The organism is Nocardia sp. TBRC8007, from assembly GCF_056629435.1.
Genome location: NZ_JBWSOR010000047.1, coordinates 1 through 24,717, shown reverse-complemented (window position 1 = coordinate 24,717; position 24,717 = coordinate 1). Strand labels below are relative to the sequence as shown.

The window sequence follows — 24,717 nt, the reverse complement described above, 5'->3', positions numbered from 1 at the left end:
TCCAGGGGGGCCGTAATGAACTCCGGTCGTTGGATCGGTGGCGAACGCTTCGGCGGGTGACTGAGGAAAGTTATGGGTCGGAGGTTTTATCGGTTACGACCGTTGATAGCGATCCCGAGGTTTCCTGCTGCTTCTGCGTGTCTGAAGCGTCTACCGTGGTGGCGGTCCAGTTGTGAGATCGTAGAAAGTCTCTTTGTCCCGCTATCTGTTTCGGCGCCGCCACCATAGTAGTTCGAGCACTGCCATAGCAGCCTCGCGGCGTGGTTTGCTCTTGGTGAACATCGCCGTGACCGCGGCCAGACTGATCAGCAGCATGTAGACCACCCCACCAACGCTTCCGGCTGCAGCGATTCCGGCGAGTCCCTGCACCCAGGATGTGAGGGTTGATACGTCTCCGATAGGGCCTCGGTCCTCCACTGGCGTGGACCGAGGCTAACCGGCCCAGGGCAACGCAGTACAGATTCGACGAAAATACTAGACTACTTTAAACTGCGCCTCTAAAATTTGTGTGTTGGCGACTGCTTCGAGAGGTGGCGGTCGAGGATCGCAATAGAGGCGCAGCGCTGTGCGGGCTCAGGTGGAGGCCGGGGATTCGGGGAGCCGGATGTGTGTCGTTTCCCCGAATCTCTGATGCTCCAGAGTGTGTCGGTGTCTGGGCGTATGTTGGCTGTCTGTACTGGGTTCGGTCGGGATGTAGGGGGGAGCGATGTCTTCGGGGTTGTGGGCGCATAGTGCGAATGCGGTGGGGGTGCGTCATGATCTGGTCGATCATTTGCGGGGTACTGCTGCGATGGCGGCGGGGTTCGCGGAGGTGTTCGGGGCGGGTCGGGTTGCGGAGTATGTTGGTTTGGTTCATGACACGGGTAAGGGTGGTTGTCCGTGGCAGGCGGGGCTTGTGCGTGCTGAAGCCAATGGTGGGCGTGTGGTGGATCGGCGTGGCGGCAGCATCGACCATAAGCTCGCCGGTACGTGGTTGGCCGCGAGAAGAGCGGGCCTGGGCTTGTTGTCGATGGCGGTTTTGGGTCATCACGGAGGTTTGGGTAATCGCCAGGGTCTGGTGAAGGCGGTTGCGCGGGCGGAGGGTCCGGCTCGTGACGCGGTGCAGGAGGCGATCGCTCGGGTCGCGGCTGTGGTGCCGGAGATCTTCCCGGATCCGATGCCGGGGATTCCTTCGTGGGCGTTGCCGCCGGTAGATGCGTGTGTGGTCGAGCTGCTGCTGCGGATGGTGTTCAGCGCTTTGGTGGATGCCGATTATTTGGATACCGCGCGGCATTTCGGTGGGCAACCGCGACCGACGCCGGTGCGGTTGTCGGAGTTGGCGCAGGTCTATGAACGTAACCGTCGCGACTACCTCGATGCGCGGCTTACGTCTTCCGACGAGAAGGCGCTGCGGGTCGACGCTATCCGTACTGAGGTCTACGAGCAGGTTGTCGCGGCTGCGTCGCAGCCCACGGGTATCTTCCCGTTCCCCGCGCCGACCGGGGCTGGGAAGACCATCGCGGCAGGTGGTTTCGCGGTGCATCACGCTGCCCGGCATGGTTTGGCCCGGGTGATCGTCGCGGTGCCGTTCTTGTCGATCACCGAGCAGAACGCGTCGGTGTATCGGCGGTTGTTCGGTGATGAGCATGTGCTCGAGCATCACAGTGGCGTCGATGTGGACGGGCTCGGCTCCGATGGTCGTTGGCAGCGGTTGGCGGCGGAGAATTGGGATGCGCCGGTGGTGGTGACGACGACGGTGCAGTTGTTCGAGTCGCTGTTCAGCCGCAAACCGTCGGCGATGCGGAAGCTGCACCGACTCGCCGGGTCGGTGATTGTGTTGGATGAGGTGCAGTCGCTGCCTGATTCGTTGTTGTTGCCGATTTTGTCGGTGTTGCGGCATCTGAGTGAGCACTTCGGTACGACAGTGTTGTTGGCCTCGGCGACTCAGCCGGAATTCTTCGGTTTGGAGATATTCCGGGGTATCGGGCGCCGTGAGGTGATCGCGCGACCGCAGCCGTTGTATGACCGGTTACGGCGGGTTCGGTTCGAGTGGCGGTGCGATCCCGAGCCCACCCTCGGGCAGATCGCCGAGGATGCGGCGGGGGAGCGGCAGGTGTTGGTTATCGTGAACACGACCGCCGATGCCGCTGAGCTGCATCGGCTGATCGCGGCTCGGGATACCGAGGGACCGGTTTTGCACCTGTCGACGCGGATGGCCGGTGGCCACCGTCGCGCTGTGCTGCAGGAGATCGGGGCGCGGCTTGCTGAGGGGCAGCCGGTGGTGGTGGTCAGTACCCAGTTGGTCGAAGCCGGTGTCGATCTGGATTTCCCGGTGGTGTACCGGGCGTTCGCGCCCGCGGAGGCGTTGTTGCAGGCTGCTGGGCGTTGCAACCGCAACGGGCTGCTCGACGAAGGTCGTGTGGTGGTGTTCGATCCGGTCGATGGCAGTGTGAAAGGCACGGCGATGGTGTACGGGCCCGCTATGGATGTCACGCGTGCGTTCTTCGGCCCCGGCCGCGACCCGGACCGGCTCGACCTGCTGCGCGACTACTACACCACCCGGTATGCGGTGAAGAACATCGAGAACAGCGGTGCTGGTGCCAGGATCCAGAAACTTCGGGCCGTCTTCGACTTCCCCGAGGTCGCTGCGATGTTCACCATGATCGATGAACACACCGTGCCTGTTGTGGTCGGCTATGGCGACGACACCGAACGAGAAGACCTCCGCGCCAGGGTGCTCGGCCCGGACCTAGTCGAGCCGTGGGTGTATCGGCGGCTGCAACCCTATCTGGCGGCGCTGCCCGAGCGGCTGGCTGTGCGGGCGGTGGCCGAGGGACTGGCCACAGTGTTGGTCGGTGATCCAACCAAACCAGGCAGCGGCCGCCTGTATGAGTGGTGCGGCGATTACGGCACCCGCGGAATCGAATTCAGTTACCCCGACCCGGAGGACTACATCTGGTGAACAGCACCCATCCGTACTATCCGCACTCCCCGCTGGTGGTCGAGATCAGTGGCGAGTACGCCTGCTTCACCCGGCCGGAGATGAAGTCCGAACGCTTCAGCTACGAAGTCATCACCCCGTCCGCGGCCCGAGGAATTCTGGAAGCGATCTTCTGGAAACCAGAATTCGACTACATCATCGTCAAGATCGAGGTCCTCAAACCGATCCGTTGGTTCTCGATCCGCCGCAACGAGGTCAAATCCATGGTCTCCGACGACTGGGTTCGCCGCGCCATCGCCGATCCCGGCCTGCGCTACGACGTCGAAGACGACCGCGATCAACGCAACACCGTGGGACTGCGTGATGTCGCCTACCGTATCTACGCCCAGATCCAGCTACGGCCTCATGCCACCGCCACCGAGATGGCATACCGTGACCAGTTCCGTCGCCGTGTCGACAGAGGCGCCTGTTACTCCCAACCGTTCCTCGGCACCCGCGAATTCTCGGCCCGCTTCGGCAAAGCCACCTCAGCCGAACCCATCTCGGACCGGCGGGACAAGGACAAAGACCTCGGGGTGATGCTCCACAGCATCGCCTACGACCCCGATGGCGGCGAAACCTACCGCTGGTTCCTCGCGAGGCTGACCGACGGCGTTCTGCACGTCCCGCCCCACGGCATGGAACTGCCGTCGGCGGGCCCCACCGAACGCGGGAGACGAACGAATGCTGATTGATCGCCTCGCGGCAAGCCGCACCGAGGACACCACACCCCGTTACTACCGGACCCGGACGGTGCGGTGGGCCGTCGTGCTCGATGACGCCGGGAACCCGAATCTGATAGACCGGGCCGACGCTGATCACAAGTCCGGAACACCTTTGGCGACACCGTATCTGACCCGAACCAGTGGTATCGCCGCGATGCTGCTGGTCGATACTCTCGAGTATGTCTTCGCTCTCGCCAAGAAGGATGAGGACAAGGCCCACCGCGACGCGGCGCGGCGCCACGACGCCTACCTCGCCCTGTTGCGGCAATGGCGGGAGTCCAGTAATGATCCAGTCGCCCGGATGATATGTGAATTCTATACGACTGGAAGGCATCTCGAACTTCTGGCCGACCCTCGACTGCAGGAGGCGAAGTCGTCGGACTTGGTCGTGTTCCTCGTCGCCGGCGAACTGATACATCTGCGGGAGTCGGCGACCGAGTTCTGGGCGCGAGTAGCGCGCACCCGCAAGAGCTCGGGCAGCGAGGGGTTCTGCTTGTCGTGTGCGACAGTCGGGCCGTTGTTGAAGACGGTTCCGGAGATGGTCAAGGGCAGCCTGATTCCCGTGGGCGTCGACTCGACCGGGCGACCCAAACGCGGCCGGGATGCGGCGTTGGTGTCGGTCAACACCACCGCCCAAGGGCGGATGGGCACCCTGCAACTGGCCAACACGCCCCTGTGCGAAGACTGCGGAGGACATGCCATGGCTGCGCTCAACAGCCTGCTGTCGGACCCGCGGCATCATCGCCGCGGCGAGGACAACGTCCTGACGTGGTGGCTGCGCGAGCCCGCCACCGAATTCGATATCCGCATCATCGACACACCCGCCCCCGAGCAGGTCTCCGCCCTGCGGAACGAAGTCATGAAAGGCGAGTCGGGCACGGTCGTCGACGACACCGACTTCTACGCCATCACCCTGTCGGCGAACCAGAGCCGCGTCGTAGTGCGTGACTGGATCGATATACCGGTCCTGGAAATCAAGAAACGATTCCGTGACTGGTTCGACGACCACCGATCCACTCAGCCATGGGCCGACGGCATCCACGAAGTCGGCCTGAAAAGGATGGTCCAGGCCACCGGCCGCTGGGACAAACAGCGCAAATCCTACGTCGTCGGGAGCGCGGCCCGCGGTATCGAGCGCGACCTGCTGCGCTGCGCGCTACACGGGGGCCCGCCACCACCGAATTCGGTGCCGAGGCTGCTGCACCGCATCCGCAACGACCACCACGTCGACCTGCCTCGTGTGGCGATGCTGCGCCTGGCGCTCAACCGCCCTCCATACCTGAAGGAGAAAGTTATGCCAGGCCTCGACGAAACCGCCACAGACCCCGCCTACGTATGGGGCCGGATGTTCGCCGTCCTCGAAGTCATCCAACGCCAGGCGATCCCCGACATCAACGCCACCATCCGAGATCGCTACTTCGGGCTCGCCATGAGCCAGCCGCTCGCGACAATGCGGACGCTGCGACTCAACGCCAACGGCCACCTCAAGAAACTCACCGGGAGACAAGCCACTCGCCCCGCGGGGTGGGCACTCTACGCTCAGCTGGCCAAGATCTGCGAGGCACTCGAGTGGCACACCGCGCTGCCCGCATACTTCGACACCGCAGCCCAAGCTCGATTCATTATCGGCTACGACCACCAACGAGCCGCCGACATGGCCGCGGCCCGCGCCGGCAAGGCCGCCAAAGAAGCCAAAGCCGCAGCTGCTGAAAACGTCGCAGCCACTGAAGAACCCGTCATCGACGAAACCACCGCCGAACCCATCGCCTGACAGATACCGACAAGGAGCACCCCACCCCATGACCGACGCCGCTCATCTCGACCCCACCCGCAAACACGACTTCGTGTTCCTGTTCGACGTCATCGACGGCAACCCCAACGGCGACCCCGACGGCGGCGGAATCCCCCGAACCGACCCCGAAACCATGCAGGGCCTGGTCACCGACGTCGCTATCAAACGCAAAATCCGCAACATGGTCACCCTGCTCGGCGAAGGCAAACCCGGCAACGCCATCTACGTCGAAGCCGGAGTATCACTCAACGCCCAACACGAACGCGCCTACAAAGAACTCGACCTGCCCAACGACAAAGCATCCGAGCCGTCCGCGCAGCGCTGGATGTGCGAGAACTTCTACGACGTCCGCATGTTCGGTGCCGTCATGACCACCGGCAAAAAACCCGCAGGCCGTGTCCAAGGCCCGCTGCAGCTGACCTTCTCCCGCAGCATCCACCCCGTCCTGCCCCAAGAACACGGCATCACCCGCCTCACCCGCACCAGAGAAGACGACACCAAACAAACCGAGATGGGCAGCAAACACGCCGTCCCCTACGGCCTCTACCGCGGTGTCGGACACTTCAGCGCACCCTTGGCAACCCGCACCGGCGTCACCGCCGAAGACCTCGCCCTGCTCTGGCGCAGCATGACCCTGATGTTCGAACACGACCGCGCCTCCACCCGAGGCGAAATGGCCCTGCGCGGCCTCTACATCTTCACCCACCACGACGCCTACGGCACCGCACCCGCCCACACCCTTACCAACACCGTCCACATCACCCCCGACAGCAAACAAACCCCGACCACACCCATCCGCAGCTTCACCGACTACACCATCACCATCGACGAAGCAGCCCTCCCCGACGGCGTAACACTCACCCGGATCATCGGATGACCCCAGCCACCACCGCGGACACACCGCCGGTGTCCCTGTCCTCGCTGGAGCACTACGCGTACTGCCCCCGGCAAGCCACGCTGATCTTGCTCGAAGACGCCTACGCCGACGACCCCAACACCATCCGCGGCACTCTCACGCACGCCCATGTCCACGATCCCGGTGTCGAGTCCAGACCCGGCGTCCGCACCTTGCGGGCGCTGCCGGTATGGCATGACGGCGCCGGTCTGATCGGGGTATGCGACGTGGTCGAGATCTTCGCCGACGGCACCGTTGCCCCGGTGGAACACAAGTCGGGACGCTACCATCCCGGTGGCCCCGCCGACGTCCAGCTCGCCGGACAAGCGATCTGCCTCGAAGAGCGTTTGTCCACCCGGATCGACACCGGATTCATCTACGCGGCAGGCGATCGTAAACGCCATCCGGTGACGATCGATGACGCGCTGCGGGAGCGGGTCGCGCAAACCGCGGAAGCGGTCAGATCCTTCGCTCAGCGGGCCGAACTAGCACCGGCCGTGGCCGACAGCAGATGCCGCGGGTGCTCCATGAACACACTCTGTATGCCCAAGGTCCTCAAAGCCCGCAAGACTTACCACACGTTGGCCGCGGCGTTGTTCACCCCGACCTCGGTCGGGCAGTGGGACGACTGATGCGATGACCGAACTGCTCAATACACTCTACGTCCAAACACCAGGCAGCTCACTATATCTGGACAACGATGCGATCCGAGTCGTGATCCCCGACGATTCACCGCGACGCGTCCTGCCGCTGAGGCGGATCGAATCGATTGTGATTTTCGGTAACATCCAGGTCAGCTCCCAACTACTGTCCCGATGCGCCGAGGACGGCCGCGCGGTTGTCTGGATGAGTTCCGCAGGCAGATTCCTGGGCCGTGTCGACGGCCCGACCCGGGGTAATGTGCTGCTGCGTCACAGCCAGCATCTAGCGCACGCCGATCCCGAAGCCCGACTATCGATCGCGAGATCGTGTGTCGCGGGCAAGATCCAGAACAGCCGCCAGATCCTCATGCGTGGTGCTCGAGATTCTGTCCACCAGCAACAGGCACTGCGTGAGATCTCCAACGACCTGGCAGACCTCCTCGAGAAACTCCCAGAGATACCCCGCCTCGAGGTCTTGCTCGGCACAGAAGGTCAAGCCGCCCGCTTGTACTTCTCCGGCCTGCGACATCTGCTGCGGTCAGACCTCGGGTCGGCGTTCACCGCCCGCATCAAGCGACCAGCCACCGATCCGGTCAACGCACTGCTGTCTTTCCTGTACGGTCTGCTGCGCTCCGCCGTACACGGTGCGGCCGAACAAGTCGGACTCGACCCCTACATCGGATTCCTACACGGCCTGCGGCCCGGAAAACCAGCCCTGGCCTTGGATCTGATGGAAGAACTCCGGCCGGCAATCGGCGACCGCCTCGCCCTGACCCTGCTCAACCGCCGACAAGTCCGTCCAGAACACTTCCAGACCTTGCCAGGCGGCGCGGTGCAACTGACCGAAAGCGGCCGCAAGCTGGTCCTCACCGAATGGCAACGCTACAAACAACGGTCACTGCCACATCCACTCCTGGAGAGAAAAATAGACATCGCGCTACTCCCCTCGATCCAGGCACGACTACTCGCGCGACACCTACGAGCCGAACTGCCCACCTATCTGCCCTGGACACTATAGATGGAGCTCCTACTCACCTACGACGTCTGCACCACCACCCCCGCAGGAAAACGACGACTCCGACAAGTCGCCAAACTCTGCGAAGGCTACGGACTGCGCGTACAAAAATCCGTATTCGAAATCGTCTGCACCGACACCGAACTACTCATCCTGATCGACAGCATCCACCGCCTCATCAAGAACACCGAAGACAGCATACGGATCTACAAAATACCCATAGGCTCGTTCAAATCAGTCCGCACCATCGGAACCGCCCAAGTACTACCACACAGCGACCCGCTGATCCTGTAACCGAGAACCTCCAGTGCACACGGATTCCCAGAGAGGTTCCGAACCAGCCACCAGCAGCTATCGTATTCGAACTACCCGAAACAATGCCCATCGCGCGGCCCGGTCGACATCCGCCCAGTTCGCGCACAGTGGCGGTCACCTTCGCGGGTGACCGAGGATCGCAACTGGTATGGCATCGCGCACGAGACAGCGCGTGATCTGCGGTGGCGGTCACCTTCGCGGGTGACCGAGGATCGCAACGAGATACTCACCGCCGCAGCGGACGCGCTGCGTGAGAGTGGCGGTCACCTTCGCGGGTGACCGAGGATCGCAACTCTAAGATTGACCGTGCTTTTCGCTCGGTCGCTGACGTGGCGGTCACCTTCGCGGGTGACCGAAGATCGCAACTGGTCGAGAGGTGGCGCGCGGAGCGGCCGGGACAGGGGGTCCCGGTAGCAATCGCCGAAAAACAACGGATATGGCGTAATTCCTGGTCAGGGGGTGCGGCTTTGAGGGTTCGGGCTGGCTACTGGTTGTTTGGACGCTGGAGGACCTGGGCCTGGATGCGGTCGCGGAGGTCGGATTCCTCGGGTGTGAGCGGGTCGTCGGGGCGGCGTATGCGGGCGGGTTTGGGCCGGATCGGCAGGCCGTCGTTCGCGGCGGTGTGTTCGGCTTCTGCGAACGCCCGGTAGAGGGAGGCGACGGACGGGTGTTCGCCCGCGTTCTTCCCGGTCTTGATGGTGAGCTTTTTCGCGATGTCCGGGACCGGGACGCCGTTGTTCTTCAGGGCGAGGGCGAAGGTGAGCGAGTCGTCGTCGATGACCTTGGGCCGGCCGCCGTGGTTGCCCCTGGACGCGGCGATGGCCTGGCCCTCGAGGGTCTTTTCCCGAATGTAGTTGCGTTCGATCTGCCCGGCGACGGCGAGGACCGCGAAGAACATCGCGCCCATGCCGTTGGGGTCGTAGATGCCGGTGAGCGGGCCGGTGAGCAGTTCGAGCTGGATGCCGCCGGTCTGGAGCTCGGCCGACAGCGCCATCAGTTCGGCAGCGTTGCGGGCCAGACGCCTGAGTTCGTGGACGGTGAATACGACCGGTGTCTCGGGCGCGGCCTCTTTGAACTGGTGGGCCAGCGCGAGCGCCTTCTCCAGCTCGGGCCGGACCCTGACCCGGGTGCTGATCTGCTCGTGAAAGATCTTGTGGCATTCGGCCCGACGGAGGGCTTCGAGCTGGCTGGCCAGCTCTTGGCGGGCGGTCGATGTCCTGGCATAGCCGAACCGCACCAGCCGCTGGGACGCCGGTGGCGGAACTACGGCGAGCGTGGGGCCGGGGGTCCAGTTCCGGCCCGGCCGACGATCGGCGGGCACCGGTACGTCGAGTTCCTCGCGTAGTGCGGGTACCAGGACGAAGCGCGGGGTGTGGTACTTCGCGGCAGTCTTGCCGCTTCGGGTCCGGCAGGCGCTGCCGGCGGGAGCGTCACAATTGGGGCAGCGGTGATGTTCCACCGCGGCGGCAGCCTCCTCGGGGGTCAGCTCCATGGTCGAAGTCTCTCAGAAGTGTCTCGCACAAGGCGCGGGTTTCGAGAGGAGTTTTGCGAATGGTGGCCTGCGGGTTTGGTGGTCGATCCGGGGCTGTCGCAGAACTCTCGTATCCGATCATTTATGCGAGACCTGAATCCGTCGAGTTCACCACTTTCACCACTCGGTAGAATCGGCGGTTTCGACGAGGCCGAGGGGCTGATCGTCCATTACCCTGAGTGGCCAGGAGGCAGGATGCGAGCGCGCACGTCGGCACTGGCGGCCGGAAGGCGGCACTCTGTAGCTCGTTGCCGGGACGGGACGGTCGTCGCTGCGGGCGTCAATGCCGCTAACGAATGCCGCGTCGAACTGTGGAAAGACGTCATAGCCGTTGCTGCAGGCAACGTTCACACGGCAAACAACACGGGCAGGTCCCACACCGTCGGACTTCGATCCGACGGCACTTTGCTGGCGACCGGATGGAACGGCGACGGCCAATGCGATGTAGCTGCGTGGCGAGACGTCGTAGCAGTCGCCGCGAGCTGGCGGCGCACGCTCGGAGTCCTTGCCGATGGCACCGTGCTCGCAGCTGGCAGGACCTCCGAAGGAGCATGTGATGTGCAGCGCTGGCGCGAGGTGGTCGCTGTCTCGTGCGGTGACTGGCATTCACTCGGTGTGACGTCAGATGGCACGGCTCTGGCAGCGGGGAATAATCGACGAGGGCAGTGTTCGGTTTACGGTTGGCGTGACCTGTGCGACATCGCAGCCGGATATCTCCACACCGTCGGCCTCCAGGCCGACGGACGGGCCATCGCAACCGGAGATCGAACTACCGGAGCGTGCGACGTCGAGCAGTGGGAAGACGTTGTCGCGCTGAGCGCAGGCAGTTATCACACCGTCGGGATCACGGAGTTCGGCCTGGTCCTTGCGTTCGGCGACAACAGTTTCGGGCAGTGCGAGGTCAGCGCCTGGCGCGACATCGTCGCCGTTTCAGCCGGCTCGACGCACACCCTTGGGCTGTACGCCGACGGCACGGTTCTCAGCACCGGGAACAACGCCGACGGTCAGTGCGACGTTGACACCTGGTCGGAAGTCCAGGCTGGGCAGCCCCCTTTCGCCGGCGTCTGGTGATCAACCGGGGCCCGACCGACAACCTCAGGTCGCGAACCCGTAGCTGGACAGTCGATTCCAGCCCGGCGAAACCCCGACATTCACATTTCCTGCAACTCGCGATGGGCTGAGTCAGAGACAGCTCCTGACTGGGGCAGCTGGTCAGAACAGAGTGACACACACCATCGAAATTAGTGGAACCCGTTGTGGGACAAGCACGTCCAATACGAGTGAAGGACAATCACACACGGGAGGGTACAAATGAAGATCATTAGCAACGGAAGCCGGGTACTGACCGGAGTGCTGACCCTGGCCATATCGGCAACGCTGGTTGGTGCAGGGGCTGCGTCGGCGAGCGGCGGTCAGGACGCGCCGTCGCGCCCATCGTCAGCGATGTCGATCGGCGGCCCGGTCGAGATTGTTCCGGTCCGGGCGTACACGGCCCGGGTCAAGTGCGCCAAGATCAGGCTCAGCGACAACAACGCCGTCGGCTACGTTGAGGGGACCGGCCGAGGCAAGACGATGCCCGCTGCGGTCGCAAATGCCAAAAAGAACGCGAATTCCAAGGTGGGCGACGGCTACCGTGCCAAGCACTGCCGAACCCTGTAACGAGCACTGAAGGAGTACATGATGACCCCGGGCCTGGACTTGTGGGAGCTACGAGTGGGTGTCTACGCCACTGATGAGGAGATGCGTCTCCTGATCAGTCGGGCGCGGGGCGTATTCGAGAGCAGGGTGTCGAGCTGGTGTGTCGACGGGTTCTCCGCCGACGCACCAGCCGAACCCGGTATCGAGCACGATGACCCCGAACGGATGACTGTCGAGGAGCTCTACAGCGAGCTTCCGCCGCAATGGCGTGACGAACATCCCGACCTCGACCCTGGGAGTCGGGCGGTGTCCGAGCTGAGGGCAGGAGTACTCACGACGGAGGACACCGCCGAACAGGCACTCGACGACCTCACCCACCTGATATGCCCCGACCCAATGCATTCGGGCCCATGCCCGATTCCATGGTCGGCATCGGCAACGGGTCCCATCGACGACACCTACCGGGACTACCTCGAACATAGCTACGGGAAACTACGCCGTGCCGACATCAACCAGGCGTAGATTCTGCCAGGGCCAATGGACATTGGTACACCTCGGGTGTTCCGTAAGCCGACCGGCCACCGGAACATCACAGTGCGCGGATTTCCACCCAGCTCACGGGTGTTCTGTAGAGGTGTTCCGCGAACCGTCCCGATCAGCCCCCGCTATACGGAACAATCTGGGGGTATGGGTGAGCCGTTCCGAGTGGGGTATTGCCGCTGTTCCACCGATGAGCAAGATGTCGAGATCCAGATCGAGCAGCTGCTCACCCTCGGCGTGCCGCGCGAGCGAATCTTCGTCGACAAAGGATTCTCCGGCACCACAAGCAAAACCGCACCGGTCTGGACAACGCACTCGCGGCAGTCACCTCGGCAGCGGCCGCGATCACCGGCCGCCAGGTCGTGCTGACCGCGACCAAGTTCGACCGATTCGCCCGTGACATGGCCGAGGCCAGCCAGATCCTGACCAGCCTGCGCGAACGCGGCGTGCTGTTCGGACTCGGCAGCTCGATCTACGACTGGGACGACCCGTTCGGCCGGCTGTTCCTGCAAACCCTCGCCATGGTCGCCGAGTTCGAAGCCAACCTGGGGCATCTGCGCACCCGCGAGGGCATGGCCAAGGCCCGCGCCAAAGGCCGACTCAAGGGCAAAGCGCCGAAACTTCCTCTCGCAGCTCGGAAAACGATCCACCGCCGCTACCACGACCCCGATGACGACGCGAGTCTGACCGACCTCGCCGAGGAATACAGCGTCGGCCGCTCCACTATCCACCGCATCGTCAGCGGTACCGCACCACGCGCTTAGCCCATCGGAACCGAAGTTCCCGCATCGTTGCTGGTCCAGCCATATGTGTTGTTTTCCGCGCGGTTACTACCGATTCCCCAAGGTGTGGGCGATGTGCCGTTACGACGGGCAGCGGGTATCGCAGGCGACGGTGCTGCGGTGCCTGCGCGACGACGGTCTGCTGCTGCCGGCGGCGTATCAGCGCACGCCGCCAGCTCGCCGCCCGCCGCAAGGCCGCCTTCGCTGCCGAGCCGACCGGCTCGAATTAGTTGTGGCAGTTGGACTTCAGCGTGTTCGAGACCGCCAGTGGAGGGACGTGGCGGATCGCGGGATGCCGGGATCACTGGTCGAAATACGAGCACCCGTGGCATGTGTCGCCGACAGCGAATCAACAGGCTCTGGCGCAGTCTTCGTGATCAGTTGTGTAGCAGGGTGCGTTTTGCGACCGGTCTACACCGCGCCGACCGAGTCCGCCGCCAAGGAATGCTTCGCCGAGTTCACCGCGAAATGGGGTGGACAATACCCGGCGATCGTACGGTTATGGCAGAACTCCTGGTCCGAGTTCACTCCATTCCTCGACTACGACGTCGAGATCCGGCGGGTGATCTGCTCGACGAACGCAATCGAATCGCTCAATGCCCGCTACCGCCGCGCGGTCCGGGCCCGTGGACACTTCCCCAGCGAGCAAGCCGCGCTGAAGTGCCTGTATCTGGTGACCCGGTCACTGGACCCCACCGGCCATGGTAAGAAGCGGTGGGCGATGCGATGGAAACCCGCCCTAAACGCCTTCGCGATCACCTTCGAAGGCCGGATCACCCCGACCGGTAACTGACCAACACCGGGATCGGATCCACCGTTAATCGGACACTCCCGGGCTCAATAGAGTCGGGATACTGGATTTCATCCCACGGGTTGGATAGGCGGGTGTACCATCTCGCACTCGATCGGAGATCGCACACCGAGGACCGAATGACGATACTTCTGGTTGTGGAAGATCTCCAGGTATTCGAAACTAAGCCCGGACCAGCCACTATTAAGGTTTTCGGTGTTATGTCGTGAGTGTGAGTCCGGTTGCGGTGAGGTATCCGTCGATGAGGTTGTGACGGTACTGGATTCGTCGTAGGTTGTGGCGACGTTCGTGTAGCAGGTGGATGGGGCCTGTGAATACGGAGTTGGGCTGGCTGTTTCGCCTCAGTAGTGACCATACGCCCTCGACCGGGTTCAACTCGGGTGCATACGGTGGTAGCCGGTAGCAGCTGATCCGGTCGTGGATGGCGATGAATGTGCGTAGCAGGGCGTCGCGGTGCACGTTCAGGTTGTCCCAGACCAGCACGATCGGGCCACCGAGCTGGCGGTGGGTACCGACGAGCAGGTCACGGTAATCGGTCCAGGCGAAGCTGCGGTGCCCTAAGGACTTCGGGCCGCGAGAGTATTTGGGCCGGTAGATCAGCCGGGAATGTTCGCCGTTGGTATAACAAACCGCGGCGGCTACGGAGAACCGCCGCTGAGATCGTCCTTGGACTATGTCCGTGGGAGTGCGCCCACGTACCGACAAGGTCGCCCGCATCGGCGACGTCATCGAGAAGCTGTCCTCGTCTTCGAAGCGGCGATCTGCGTATTGCTTTGTCCTTCGGCGCACATTTCAGCCGCTTGCACCCGGATACGCTTCCGGAACATCCGTCGTTCAGCCGTCAGCCCGCCACGATCTACCGCTGGGGTGTTAGCGCTCGCCCGAAGGCCACATGGGCGGAGCGCTGCTGGTGCAGGTGCCCGCGTTGTTCGCGATCGTTGCAGTAGGGATTGCGGCGTTGCCGAGCCTGGAGGGCGTCGACCGCTCCCGAGAACGACGGTTGATGACGATGGATAAGCAGGTTCCAGCAGTGGGTATTCAATGGCTGCAATCACATTGCGGTTTTGCCCGTGTGTCGTTCGGATGAAGATCTGTGCTTCAGTAGAGGCCTTCCGGTGCTGTGGTGGTGATCTGTAGGGGCCGGACATTGGCGACTCCATCGGAGGGCCAGGCGCCTCCGGTGTCGAAGCGGAGGGCTTGGTCGCGTTCGAGGACGTTGGGTAGGAACAGGTCTTCGTGTAGGACTGTGAGGCGGACCTGGCCGGTTGCGCCATAGGGGACTATTGCCGACCAGTCGTTTCGGTCGACGACAGCCATGGTGACCTGGGGATAGTTGGGGGCGTACGGCAGGATTTCGCCGTCTTGTTCGGTGGGGAGTCCGGCCCCATTACCGAAGGTGTTGCCGTAGCTGCGGCCGCAGATTCCGCCGTCCAGCGCGGCGGTCAGATCGCGGTACATGTCGGGGCTGACCTGCGTGCCGCTCAGCCGGGCGCCGTGCAGAGCCGATACCAGATCCGGATAGCGACGTGCGAGTACCTGTAGGAGAGCGGGAGTGGTGTTGATGTAATCGATGCGGCCGTGTTGCAGGACATCGGCGATCTGGTCGACCAAGTGGATGCTGTACTCGTTGGCCTCGGCCAGACGGCCTTCCCGGATGAGCCGTTTCACCCACCGTGGGTCCATATCGATGGCGTAGACCAGCCCGGCGTGGAGTTCACTCGCTTCCCAGGTGCCGTTTCCGATCAAGTGTGGTCCGGTCGGGGTAGCCTGCAGCCAGGTGCGGTGCGGCTCGAAACCTTCTGTGATGAAGGACCATCGGCGCCAGGCTCCGCGATGTAGCAGCATATCGGGGGTGTAGTAGACCCGGCAGGGCGTACCCGTGGTGCCGCCGCTGTCCCATACTCGACCGGTGATCGGACGAGGTACGGCCAGCGGCACGAGCTCGGCGGGGTCCAGTGAGCGCAGGGTGTCCAGGGGGAAGGGACCGAAGGCGGTGAGTTGTTCATAGCGTGTGATGTCGCGGGGATCGAAATCCAGCTCGTCCGCTCGGCGCAACCAGTAGGGCGCGCCGGTCTCCGGGTCGAAGGTCCGCCGCACCACAGCGCGGGTCCATTCGTCGAGATCGGTGTCGAGCCAGTCCTGGATCAGAGCATCGCATTCCGTGGCACGCGGATCGAAGGTGCTGGTCATCGCATCGCTCGCGTGGGGAACACTTCGATACCGAGCTCGAAGACCATGGTCAGCACCTGCTCGATATGTTCGGGCCGGTCGACGTGCACCACGGAGAACGGGAACCGCAGTACCCCATCGGGAATGGAGCCGCCCATGACGAGTCCGAGACGCACCCCCTCGTCCTTCATCGCCTCGTAGATATACGTCAGATTGATCGGGTCAGTGGGGTTTCGGTGGAAGGTGTCCCGAACATCTGCCGCGGTCATCAGCACCTTGTTGTCCAGACAGGACAGTAGTGGCAATCCCGGATCGGTGAACGGCATGGCATCGATGTACGGCGCCATGAACGCGCGGAAATGGCTACGCAGGGGCGAGTGGATGGCCATCGAGCGGCCGGGTAGTGGGATAACGGTGTCCGCGGGTAGCTCCGCAGCTAGTCTGTCCAGGGCTGCGCGCTCGCCGGAGAGCATCAGAATACGAGTCTGACCGTCGGCAGTCGGGCCGAATTGCCCGGCCAGGTATACGCCGGGCAGTCCCACACCGCGGTAGCGGCCCGAATTGTCGCTGGTCGGTTCGAATGCCAGGGCGAGTCCTTGCTCGGGTGTGCCGGACGGCTGGTCCGGGGTGTTGCGAGCGTGCGCCAGCATCTCGAACAGAGCCCGGCGGTTGATCGCCCCGGCCAAGCAGGCAGCCGACATGCCACCGAGGCTGAGGCCGCCCAACGCGCTCGGACGCAGTCCGTGTTCGGCAAGCACGTCGTGTACCGCGATGGCATGTGCTGATTCTCGGATGGTGCCGATGCTCTGCCGCGTCTCCGGAGCCTCGGGTAGGTCCTCCTCCAGGATCTGCCCTACCGTCAGCCCGGTCCATTCCGCAACCTGTCGGTAAAGGTTCTGGACTCCGGCATAAGCGGAGTGCAGTTCGACGCCGCGCGGCTCGCTACCCACTCCGCCGCCGAACATATATCCCAAGGTCATTATATTTTCTCCCGCTGCGTGACTCTTGTTCGAATTCATCATTCCGACAATGACCCGAACGTGATCTGCGTCTATATGTTATCAATTTTCACAGGTAGCTCTTATATAGCTCTAATAACTATCGAACAGCCAGGTAGAGCGCCGTTCTTCAGTTCTATACACCTCTATACACCGGTGTCCGAGTGCTTGTCGGAAGATTGCGTTACAAGGCCGCGACATGCGACCTCAGCGGACGCTATCGAGACGATATCCGGACCGGCAATAATCGCATTCCGAGGATTCGGAAGTAACCGATCATCTTTTTTAAAGAAAAAGTAAAGCCCAGCTCGGCATCGCCGAGAATTCGAGGAATCGGTACATGGATTCGATCGTTCCCATCGCTGTTATCGGATACGCGTGCCGGCTCCCGAGGGTCGATGACCCTGCGGAGTTCTGGCAAGTGCTGGCCACGGGCCGGGATGTGGTCACCGAGGTCTCGGCCGATCGCTGGGACCCCGCCACGGTCGTGGAGGTGAAGGCGGGTCACTCAGCGCGCTGGGGAGCATTCCTCGACGATCCCGCGCTGTTCGATGCCGATTTCTTCGGAATTCCACCGCGCGAGGCCGTCGCGATGGATCCGCAACAACGACTTGTGCTCGAATTAGGCTGGGAGACACTGGAACACGCTGGCATTATCCCGGCCGAGCTGTCCGGTAGCCGGGCTGGAGTATTCATCGGTGCGGCACTCGATGACTACGCCATGCTTCGCAGTCGGCTCGGTTCGGTCGGCATCGACACCCATACGACCGTCGGCACTTTGCGCAGTATGATCGCCAACCGGTTGTCCTATCTGCTCGGCGTGCGCGGGCCCAGTCAGATCATCGATACCGGACAGTCATCCGCTTTGGTCGCAATCCACCAGGCGTGCGAGAGCCTGCGTTCCGGCGAATGCACTTCGGCGCTGGCCGGCGGCGTCAATCTCAACCTCGCGATGGACACTGCGCTGGCTCTGGCTGCCGCTGGCGCGCTGTCCCCCGACGGGCGTAGCTATACCTTCGATGAACGGGCCAATGGATATGTCCGTGGCGAGGGTGGTGCACTCGTATTACTCAAAACCCTCGACCAGGCACAGGCCGACGGGGATCGCGTGCGTTGTGTGATCCGTGGCAGCGCGGTCAACAACGGCGCGGCCGCGGCCGCGCTCACGATCCCCGAGGCAGAAGTTCAGCAGGAGGTTATCGAACTCGCGCATCGGCGAGCAGGCATCGCCGCACAGGATGTGCATTACGTGGAGCTGCACGGGACTGGAACCGCAGTCGGCGACCCGGTGGAGGCAGCAGCCCTCGGGGCGGCGATCGGCACCCGCCGACCGGCCGACCGACCGCTTCGAGTCGGGTCGGTCAAGACCAATATCGGGCACCTCGAAGCCGCCGCCGGGGTGGCCGGGCTGCTCAAAGTGATGCTGTCGCTGGAAAACGAGGCACTGCCCGCCAGCCTCAACTACTGCACCCCGAATCCGGCGATCCCGTTGGACCGGCTCAATCTGAGAGTGCAACAGGAGCTGGAACCGTGGCCGGCCGACGGCGGCACTCGTCGAGCTGGAGTGAGTGCTTTCGGGCTAGGTGGCACTAATGCGCACCTGATTGTCGAGGAAGCCCCGAGGGACATCAGAATCGATGCGGGGCGCGCCCAACCGACGGTAGGCGAACCGCCTGTCCCGGTCCTGTGGCCGTTGTCCGCGCACAGCGCCGAGGCACTCCGGGGCCAGGCTGCTCGACTGCATGCATATGTGACAGACCATTCCGCTCTCACCGTGGCCGATGTCGGCTGGACACTGCTCAGCAGCAGGACTGCCTTCGAACACCGCGCCGCAGTTGTCGGGCACGATCGTGAAACGCTGCTCGGAGGGCTGGCGGCCCTGGTGCAGGGCCGTGCCGACGCCTGTCTTATCGAAGGTGTGGTGGCGGGCGGCAACGGTTGTGTCACACGTAGTCCCGACCGTAGCGACCGCAGGTCCGATGACTTTCTGATGGCAAACGCGTCGGCGTATGTCACCGGCACGCCGATCGACGCGGACACAGTCTTCGCAGGCTCCGGTGCGCGCCGGGTCGACCTGCCGACCTATGCCTTCCAACGACGGCGATACTGGCTCCCCGCGATGCCCGTCGTACCGGACCAGCGGTCGGAAACGCGGGAGGAACCCGTAGCGGCGGTGCTTTCGTCGGCGACCGGCGAGCGCGCGTCCGAGTTTGTGCCGGATATCCCGGATATTTCAGCACTGGTCCGGTCGCAGGTGGCGAAGGTACTCGGTCACGATGACGTCGGTGCCATCTCGACCACCAGGACCTTCAAAGAACTCGGTCTCGACTCCCAGACGGGCGTGGAGCTGAGCGAAATACTCTTCCGCCGGACGGGCGTACGTCTTTCCAGCACGCTGACTTTCGACTACCCGACTCCGGATGCGCTGATATCCGGCTTGCGCCGCAAGTTGAACAAAGCCGCCGCGTCGCATACCGCGATCGCGCCGCAGACTTCGACTGCCGGGGTCTCCGGCGCAATCGAGCCCGAGGTCCCGGCGGTCGAGGAAGACGATCCCGTCGTCATTGTCGGCATGGCCTGCCGGTTTCCGCACGGCGTCACTTCACCGCGGCAGCTGTGGCAGGCGGTCGTCGACGGCGTGGACGCCATCGGTGACTTTCCCGCCGATCGCGGCTGGGATCTGGGCACACTGAACGATGCCGACCGGATCGGCGGCTATGTGCGGGGCGGCGGATTCCTCGATAATGTGGCGGATTTCGATGCCGACTTCTTCCATATCAGTCCTCGCGAGGCCACTGCTATGGACCCGCAGCAGCGGCTACTGCTCGAAACGGCTTGGGAAGCTCTGGAGCATGCCGGAATTCGGCCCGATCGATTGCACGGCGAGCAAGTCGGGGTGTACGTCGGTGGAACCGCCATGGAGTACGGACCGCGGTTGCATGAGCCGGTCGAAGGCGCTGATGGTCTGCGGTTGACCGGCTCTACCGCCAGCGTCATGTCCGGGCGTATTTCGTATGCGCTGGGTCTGGCGGGCCCGGCCGTAACGGTGGATACGGCGTGTTCGTCGTCATTGGTGGCATTGCATCTTGCGATGCGGGCGTTGCGTAGCGGGGAGTGTTCGCTCGCACTGGCTGGTGGTGCCACTGTCATGTCCACGCCTGGCATGTTCATCGAGTTCGCGCGGCAACAAGGTTTGGCACGCGACGGGCGTTGTAAGTCCTTCTCCGATGCCGCGGACGGGACAGGCTGGTCGGAAGGGGTGGGATTGCTTGCGGTGCAGCGATTATCGGCGGCGCGGCGTGCGGGTCGCCGAGTGTTGGCGGTGGTGGCCGGTTCGGCGGTCAATCAGGACGGCGCGTCGAATGGCTTGACCGCGCCGAATGGTGCGGCGCAGCAACGGGTGATCCGGGCGGCATTGGCCGATGCTGGGTTGACCACTGCGGACATAGACGCTGTCGAGGCACACGGAACCGGCACCAAGCTCGGTGATCCGATCGAAGCGCAAGCCCTGCTGGCGACTTACGGCCAGGACCGGCCGGCCGGCCGGCCGTTGTGGTTGGGGTCGTTGAAGTCGAATATCGGGCATACGCAGGCGGCCGCGGGTGTGGCGGGTGTGATCAAGATGGTGCAGGCGATGCGGCACGGCGTGCTGCCACGAACATTGCACGCCGATCAACCTTCGCGGCACGTGGATTGGTCCTCGGGCGCACTGCGATTGTTGTCGCAGTCGACGGTATGGCCGCAGACGGGGCAGCCGCGCCGGGCCGGGGTATCGTCGTTCGGGATCAGCGGCACCAATGCGCATGTCATCCTCGAATCTCCCGGTAAGAGCGGCGAAGTCCCCGTACCTCCGCCCCGTTCCCTCGACGATCCGATGCCGTGGGTGCTGTCGGCTGGGAACGAGTCCGCGCTGTTGGAGCTGACTCGAAGCCTGGTGGACGTCGCCACCGATCGGGATCCGGTGGATGTAGGTTGGTCGCTGGCGACTACCCGAGCCGATCTCGCGCACCGCTGCGTGGTGTTCGGCTGTGATCGGGACGAACTGCTCGACGGTCTGCGCGCCGTATCCGAAGGCCGGTCGATCGCGGGCGCCGTGCGTGGTCAGGTGTTGTCGGCCGGTCCGGTGTTCGTTTTCTCTGGCGAGGGCTCGCAGTGGACGGGTATGGCGGGCGATCTCCTGCGAATCTCGCCTGCCTTCGCAGCCCGTATGGCCGAATGCGAGGCAGCTCTTGCGCTGTACACGGACTGGTCGATGCTGGCGGTGATCCGTGGCGAGGACGGTGCGCCATCACTGGACCGGGTTGACGTCGGCCAGCCCGTGCTCTTCGCGGTGAGTGTATCGCTGGCCGCGATGTGGGAGTTCCACGGCGTGCAGCCTGCCGCGGTGATCGGACACTCCAGGGGGGAGGTCGCCGCAGCCTGTGTAGCAGGGATACTCTCGCTGAACGACGCGGCCCGGCTGATCACGGCCCGCGGTCGTTTGCTGGCCGCGTCCGGGTTGGCCGGCCAGGGCGCGATGGTTTGGGCTGCCTTGGGTCTGGAGGAGGCGAGCGACCGGCTCACAGGAGGGCTCGATATCGCCGCGGTGAACTCGCCCGCTTCGGTTGTCGTCGCGGGTGATCCGGCCGAGCTTGCTGAGTTCACCAGGGCATGCGCCGCCGAAGGCATCCGTACCAGGAACAGCGCCTCGGACTTCGCCTTCCACTCCGTGCAGATGAAGACCGTGGCCGATGAGCTTACCAAGGCGGTCGCGTCGATCCGCCTGCGGGAGGCTACGGTGCCGTTCTTCTCCACCGTCACCGGAGCCGCTCTCATAGCTGACGAGATGGACACGAATCACTGGGGTCGAAATCTGCGCGACACAGTGCGATTCGAGGCCGCCGTGCGCGCGCTGCTCACCGGCGGGCATCAGCTCTTCATCGAGGTCAGCCCGCACCCGGTCCTGATCACCGCGATAGAGGAGACCGCGGACGAACTCCGTGTACCGGTCGCGACGGCTGCAACACTGACACGCGGCTCGGATGATCGCGAGCGTCTGCTCTTCTGCCTCGCAGCTGCATACGCGCACGGCGCATCGGTCGACTGGACCGGTTTTCTTTCCGGGGCAGGTGGTCGCCTCATCGATTTGCCGACCTATCCCTTTCAGCGGCAAAGATTTTGGCTTGACACTCGTACTCCCGCTGTCGTAGGCGAGGCGGATGCGTCCTCGACCGGTCTGCGCCCCGCGGCGCATCCACTGTTGTCCGCGGCGGTCGATATCGCTGGAAATGACGCGGCGGTCGTGTTGACCGGTCGCCTGTCGCAGGCGACCCACCCATGGCTTGTCGACCATATGATCGACGGCACTGTGCTGCTACCGGGTGCCGCCCTGGTCGAACTCGCCCTGCGTGCAGGTCGGGAGGTCGGTTGCGACCTGGTCGAGGAACTGATTTTGCACGCGCCACTGATTCTGCCCGCTACGGCAGCAGTAGATGTCCAGGTAGTGATCGGCGACTCGGTCGATCTTGTCGCGTCCGGGGGGGACCGTCGGCAGGTCGACATCTTCTCCCGCCCGGCGGATAGCCGGTTCGCCATCGGGTGGACCAGGCACGCGAGTGGAACGCTCGGCGCCGACGACCGGGCCCGCCAAGACACCGAATCAGTGTCCTGGCCACCGATCGGCGCCGAAGCGGTCGCCGTCGACGACTTCTACACCGAATTATCTGAGCGCGGATACAACTACGGTCCGGCGTTCCAGGGACTGCGCGCCGTATGGCGGTGCGATAACGAACTGTTCGTCGAGGTCGAGCTGCCGGCGGGCGCGATGACGGCAGGCGAGTATTACGGGGTCCATCCGGTGTTGCTGGATGCCGTTGTCCAAGCCGTGCTGGTGGTCGAGGGCACGGACGACAGGACCCTTCTGCCGTTCGCGTGGGCGGGCGTCCGACGTTACGCGATCGGTGGATCCGCATTGCGCGTCCGGATACAACCGGTAGCGGACGACGCCGTGGCAGTGACTGCCACCGATCAGTGCGGTGAACCCGTCCTGACGATCGACACTTTGACCATGCGTCCCATCGCGCCTGGGCAGTTGGCCGTCGACAACGGCCTCTATGAAGTGCGGTGGGTCCCCATAGAACCAAGTTCGGCCACGCCGATGCCCTGGGTGGAATGGGCCGGTGAGCTCACTTCTGCGGTGACCGGCGGTGCGGTTCTGTTCGACACTCGCGCGATCGGCGGCGGTCTGGATTCTGCCGAAGCCGCCCGAGCCGAGGTCACGCAGGTGCTGGATGTTCTGCAGTGGTGGGTGCGTACCGAAGGTTTCGACGGATCCCGGTTGGTGGTGGTTACTGCGGGCGCGGTGGGCCCGACGGTGTCGGACGTCGCAGGCTCTGCGGTGTGGGGACTGGTGCGTTCGGCTCAGGCGGAGTTTCCTGGACAGTTCGTATTGGTCGACGTGGAAGGTGATGCCGGGGCCGTCGGCCTATCGGGATTGCTGGACAAGTCGGGTCGGCTACGGCTGCCGGACGCCGAGGACCAGCTGCTGGTGCGGTCCGGTCAGGTGTCCGCTGCCCGATTGGGACATATTGCGGCCATTGCGGACTCGGCTCCGCCCGGACTGGGTGACGGTGCGATGCTGATCACCGGTGGCACCGGGACATTGGGTGGGCTGCTGGCCCGACATGCGGTGCGGCGCCACGGTGTCCGGCATCTGGTGTTGATGTCCCGTCGCGGACCTTCGGCGTCGGGCGCCGCGGATCTGGTGCGGGAGTTGGCTGAGCTGGGCGCACGGGTTGATGTGGTGGCATGCGACGTTTCGGACCGGGCGGCGCTCGCGGCTGCATTGGCCGAGATGCCGTCGCTGTCGGCGGTAGTGCATGCGGCCGGTGTGCTCCGGGACGTGACGCTCACGGGAATGTCGGCCCATGACCTCGACGATGTGTTCGGAGCGAAGGCAGTGTCGGCGTGGTATTTGCACGAGCTGACCGCCGCGACGAAATTGTCCGCTTTCGTGCTTTTTTCCTCGGTAATGGGTGTGCTGGGCGGTCCGGGTCAGGGCAATTACGCAGCCGCTAATTCTTTCCTGGACGGCTTGGCGGCGTCGCGGCACGCGGCCGGATTGCCCGCAGTGTCGATGGCATGGGGGCTGTGGGCCGCGGCGAGCGAGATGACAGGTGAATTGTCGGCCGCGGACCGGCGGCGGATGGCGCACGGCGGCTTGGTCCCGATGCCTGCGGACCAAGCACTGGCTTTGTTCGACACCGCCCTCGCCAGCGGTCGCGCCAACGTCGTACCCATGCATGCGGACTTGGCCGCTCTGCACCGCGGCGCAGCGCAGCCGCCCCCGATGTGGCGGGGCTTGGTTCGGCCCATGCGCTCGATCGCGGTCGGGCCCGCCGCTCCGGCCGATCTGCGGCAACGTCTCGCTGAGCTGCCGCTGGCCGAGGACCGCGAACGGTTGGTGACCGACCTCGTGCGCGCGGAGGTCGCGGCAGTGCTCGGGCAGCCGCGCCCGGAGTCCATCGACCTGCGTCGGGCATTCAAGGAACTCGGGTTCGACTCGCTGATCGCGATCGAACTACGCAATCGCCTCGTCCAGGCGACCGACTCGAGACTTCCTTCCACCGTCGTGTTCGACCATCCGAGTCCCGTCGCGGTCGTCTCGTATCTGCTCGGCGTGCTGGTTGACACCGAAAGCCACGGAAACGACATCGACAGTAGCGGAATCGATGCCGATACCACCGGAGCGAGTAGATATACCACCGTGTTCGTGGCGGATGAGGCGGTGATCGACGGGCTGGGGATCGTGGATCTGATTTCGCTGGCGAATGAAGGAGCTGAGTCGTGATGGATTCGGAGATGGGGTCGGTCGAGGAGTTGGTCGGTGCTCTTCGTAGTGCGGTGAAGGAGACGGTGCGGCTGCGAG

20 protein-coding genes and 1 pseudogene are annotated in these 24,717 nt (G+C 63.9%); 17 read left to right on the top strand and 4 right to left on the bottom strand.

Annotation, left to right across the window (positions count from 1 at the left end; translation table 11 throughout):
• The first annotated feature begins 706 nt into the window (after positions 1-706).
• From cas3 to ACX4ZE_RS21480, 8 genes are all read left to right on the top strand, one after another.
• Positions 707-2,941 (top strand): CRISPR-associated helicase Cas3', encoded by a 2,235-nt coding sequence (gene cas3 / locus ACX4ZE_RS21515; protein WP_480275280.1) that lies wholly within the window; start codon positions 707-709, stop codon positions 2,939-2,941.
• Positions 2,938-3,654, top strand: a complete 717-nt coding sequence (cas5c, locus tag ACX4ZE_RS21510) for a type I-C CRISPR-associated protein Cas5c (RefSeq protein WP_480275279.1) — start codon at positions 2,938-2,940, stop codon at positions 3,652-3,654. Before cas3 ends, cas5c begins: the two co-directional genes overlap by 4 nt.
• Positions 3,644-5,455: a type I-C CRISPR-associated protein Cas8c/Csd1 gene (gene cas8c, locus ACX4ZE_RS21505; protein WP_480275278.1), complete on the top strand. Its 1,812-nt coding sequence runs from the start codon at positions 3,644-3,646 to the stop codon at positions 5,453-5,455. The genes cas5c and cas8c overlap by 11 nt, the downstream gene beginning before the upstream one ends.
• A 28-nt stretch (positions 5,456-5,483) precedes the next feature.
• Positions 5,484-6,353, top strand: a complete 870-nt coding sequence (gene cas7c, locus ACX4ZE_RS21500) for a type I-C CRISPR-associated protein Cas7/Csd2 (RefSeq protein WP_480275277.1) — start codon at positions 5,484-5,486, stop codon at positions 6,351-6,353.
• The gene (gene cas4 / locus ACX4ZE_RS21495; protein WP_480275276.1) at positions 6,350-7,003 is read left to right on the top strand and encodes a CRISPR-associated protein Cas4; all 654 of its coding nucleotides are present in this window, start codon (positions 6,350-6,352) and stop codon (positions 7,001-7,003) included. Before cas7c ends, cas4 begins: the two co-directional genes overlap by 4 nt.
• Positions 7,004-7,007: 4 nt before the next feature.
• Complete coding sequence (gene cas1c, locus ACX4ZE_RS21490) at positions 7,008-8,030, top strand: type I-C CRISPR-associated endonuclease Cas1c (protein WP_480275275.1); 1,023 nt, start codon at positions 7,008-7,010, stop codon at positions 8,028-8,030.
• The gene (gene cas2, locus ACX4ZE_RS21485; protein WP_480275274.1) at positions 8,031-8,321 is read left to right on the top strand and encodes a CRISPR-associated endonuclease Cas2; all 291 of its coding nucleotides are present in this window, start codon (positions 8,031-8,033) and stop codon (positions 8,319-8,321) included. It abuts the gene before it with no gap.
• A 147-nt stretch (positions 8,322-8,468) separates the two neighbouring features.
• Positions 8,469-8,621 carry a hypothetical protein gene (locus tag ACX4ZE_RS21480; RefSeq protein WP_480275273.1) on the top strand — a complete coding sequence of 51 codons (153 nt, stop codon included), beginning with the start codon at positions 8,469-8,471 and terminating at the stop codon, positions 8,619-8,621.
• Positions 8,622-8,826: 205 nt separating this feature from the next.
• Here ACX4ZE_RS21480 and ACX4ZE_RS21475 read toward each other — a convergent pair whose 3' ends face one another.
• Complete coding sequence (locus ACX4ZE_RS21475) at positions 8,827-9,834, bottom strand: recombinase family protein (RefSeq protein WP_480275272.1); 1,008 nt, start codon at positions 9,832-9,834, stop codon at positions 8,827-8,829.
• A gap of 234 nt (positions 9,835-10,068) precedes the next feature.
• On the opposite strand from ACX4ZE_RS21475, the gene ACX4ZE_RS21470 reads away from it, so the two are divergent.
• The 6 genes and pseudogenes from ACX4ZE_RS21470 to ACX4ZE_RS21445 all read left to right on the top strand — a co-directional run.
• Positions 10,069-10,944: an RCC1 domain-containing protein gene (locus ACX4ZE_RS21470; RefSeq protein ID WP_480275271.1), complete on the top strand. Its 876-nt coding sequence runs from the start codon at positions 10,069-10,071 to the stop codon at positions 10,942-10,944.
• 240 nt (positions 10,945-11,184) lie between these two features.
• Positions 11,185-11,532 carry a hypothetical protein gene (locus tag ACX4ZE_RS21465; RefSeq protein WP_480275270.1) on the top strand — a complete coding sequence of 116 codons (348 nt, stop codon included), beginning with the start codon at positions 11,185-11,187 and terminating at the stop codon, positions 11,530-11,532.
• An 18-nt stretch (positions 11,533-11,550) separates the two neighbouring features.
• The gene (locus ACX4ZE_RS21460) at positions 11,551-12,033 is read left to right on the top strand and encodes a hypothetical protein (protein ID WP_480275269.1); all 483 of its coding nucleotides are present in this window, start codon (positions 11,551-11,553) and stop codon (positions 12,031-12,033) included.
• A 165-nt stretch (positions 12,034-12,198) separates the two neighbouring features.
• A complete protein-coding gene (locus ACX4ZE_RS21455) occupies positions 12,199-12,420 on the top strand; it encodes a recombinase family protein (RefSeq protein ID WP_480275268.1) in 222 nt (73 codons plus the stop codon).
• The gene (locus tag ACX4ZE_RS21450; protein WP_480275282.1) at positions 12,321-12,815 is read left to right on the top strand and encodes a recombinase family protein; all 495 of its coding nucleotides are present in this window, start codon (positions 12,321-12,323) and stop codon (positions 12,813-12,815) included. The genes ACX4ZE_RS21455 and ACX4ZE_RS21450 overlap by 100 nt, the downstream gene beginning before the upstream one ends.
• A gap of 418 nt (positions 12,816-13,233) precedes the next feature.
• Positions 13,234-13,626, top strand: a pseudogene (locus tag ACX4ZE_RS21445) (transposase); the annotation flags it as partial.
• A 216-nt stretch (positions 13,627-13,842) separates the two neighbouring features.
• Here the strand turns inward: ACX4ZE_RS21445 and ACX4ZE_RS21440 are convergent.
• The gene (locus ACX4ZE_RS21440) at positions 13,843-14,433 is read right to left on the bottom strand and encodes a transposase (protein ID WP_480275267.1); all 591 of its coding nucleotides are present in this window, start codon (positions 14,431-14,433) and stop codon (positions 13,843-13,845) included.
• 103 nt (positions 14,434-14,536) lie between these two features.
• On the opposite strand from ACX4ZE_RS21440, the gene ACX4ZE_RS21435 reads away from it, so the two are divergent.
• Positions 14,537-14,731, top strand: a complete 195-nt coding sequence (locus ACX4ZE_RS21435) for a hypothetical protein (protein WP_480275266.1) — start codon at positions 14,537-14,539, stop codon at positions 14,729-14,731.
• A gap of 11 nt (positions 14,732-14,742) precedes the next feature.
• Here ACX4ZE_RS21435 and ACX4ZE_RS21430 read toward each other — a convergent pair whose 3' ends face one another.
• Both ACX4ZE_RS21430 and ACX4ZE_RS21425 read right to left on the bottom strand, forming a co-directional pair.
• Positions 14,743-15,834, bottom strand: a complete 1,092-nt coding sequence (locus ACX4ZE_RS21430; RefSeq protein WP_480275265.1) for a hypothetical protein — start codon at positions 15,832-15,834, stop codon at positions 14,743-14,745.
• Entirely contained in the window at positions 15,831-16,793 is a 963-nt protein-coding gene (locus ACX4ZE_RS21425; protein ID WP_480275264.1) for an ACP S-malonyltransferase, read from the bottom strand. The genes ACX4ZE_RS21430 and ACX4ZE_RS21425 overlap by 4 nt, the downstream gene beginning before the upstream one ends.
• 358 nt (positions 16,794-17,151) lie before the next feature.
• On the opposite strand from ACX4ZE_RS21425, the gene ACX4ZE_RS21420 reads away from it, so the two are divergent.
• Together ACX4ZE_RS21420 and ACX4ZE_RS21415 are read left to right on the top strand one after the other, a co-directional pair.
• Positions 17,152-24,639 (top strand): SDR family NAD(P)-dependent oxidoreductase, encoded by a 7,488-nt coding sequence (locus ACX4ZE_RS21420; RefSeq protein WP_480275263.1) that lies wholly within the window; start codon positions 17,152-17,154, stop codon positions 24,637-24,639.
• A partial coding sequence (locus tag ACX4ZE_RS21415; protein ID WP_480275281.1) for a polyketide synthase docking domain-containing protein occupies positions 24,639-24,717 on the top strand: 79 nt, incomplete at its 3' end. The genes ACX4ZE_RS21420 and ACX4ZE_RS21415, both read left to right, overlap by 1 nt.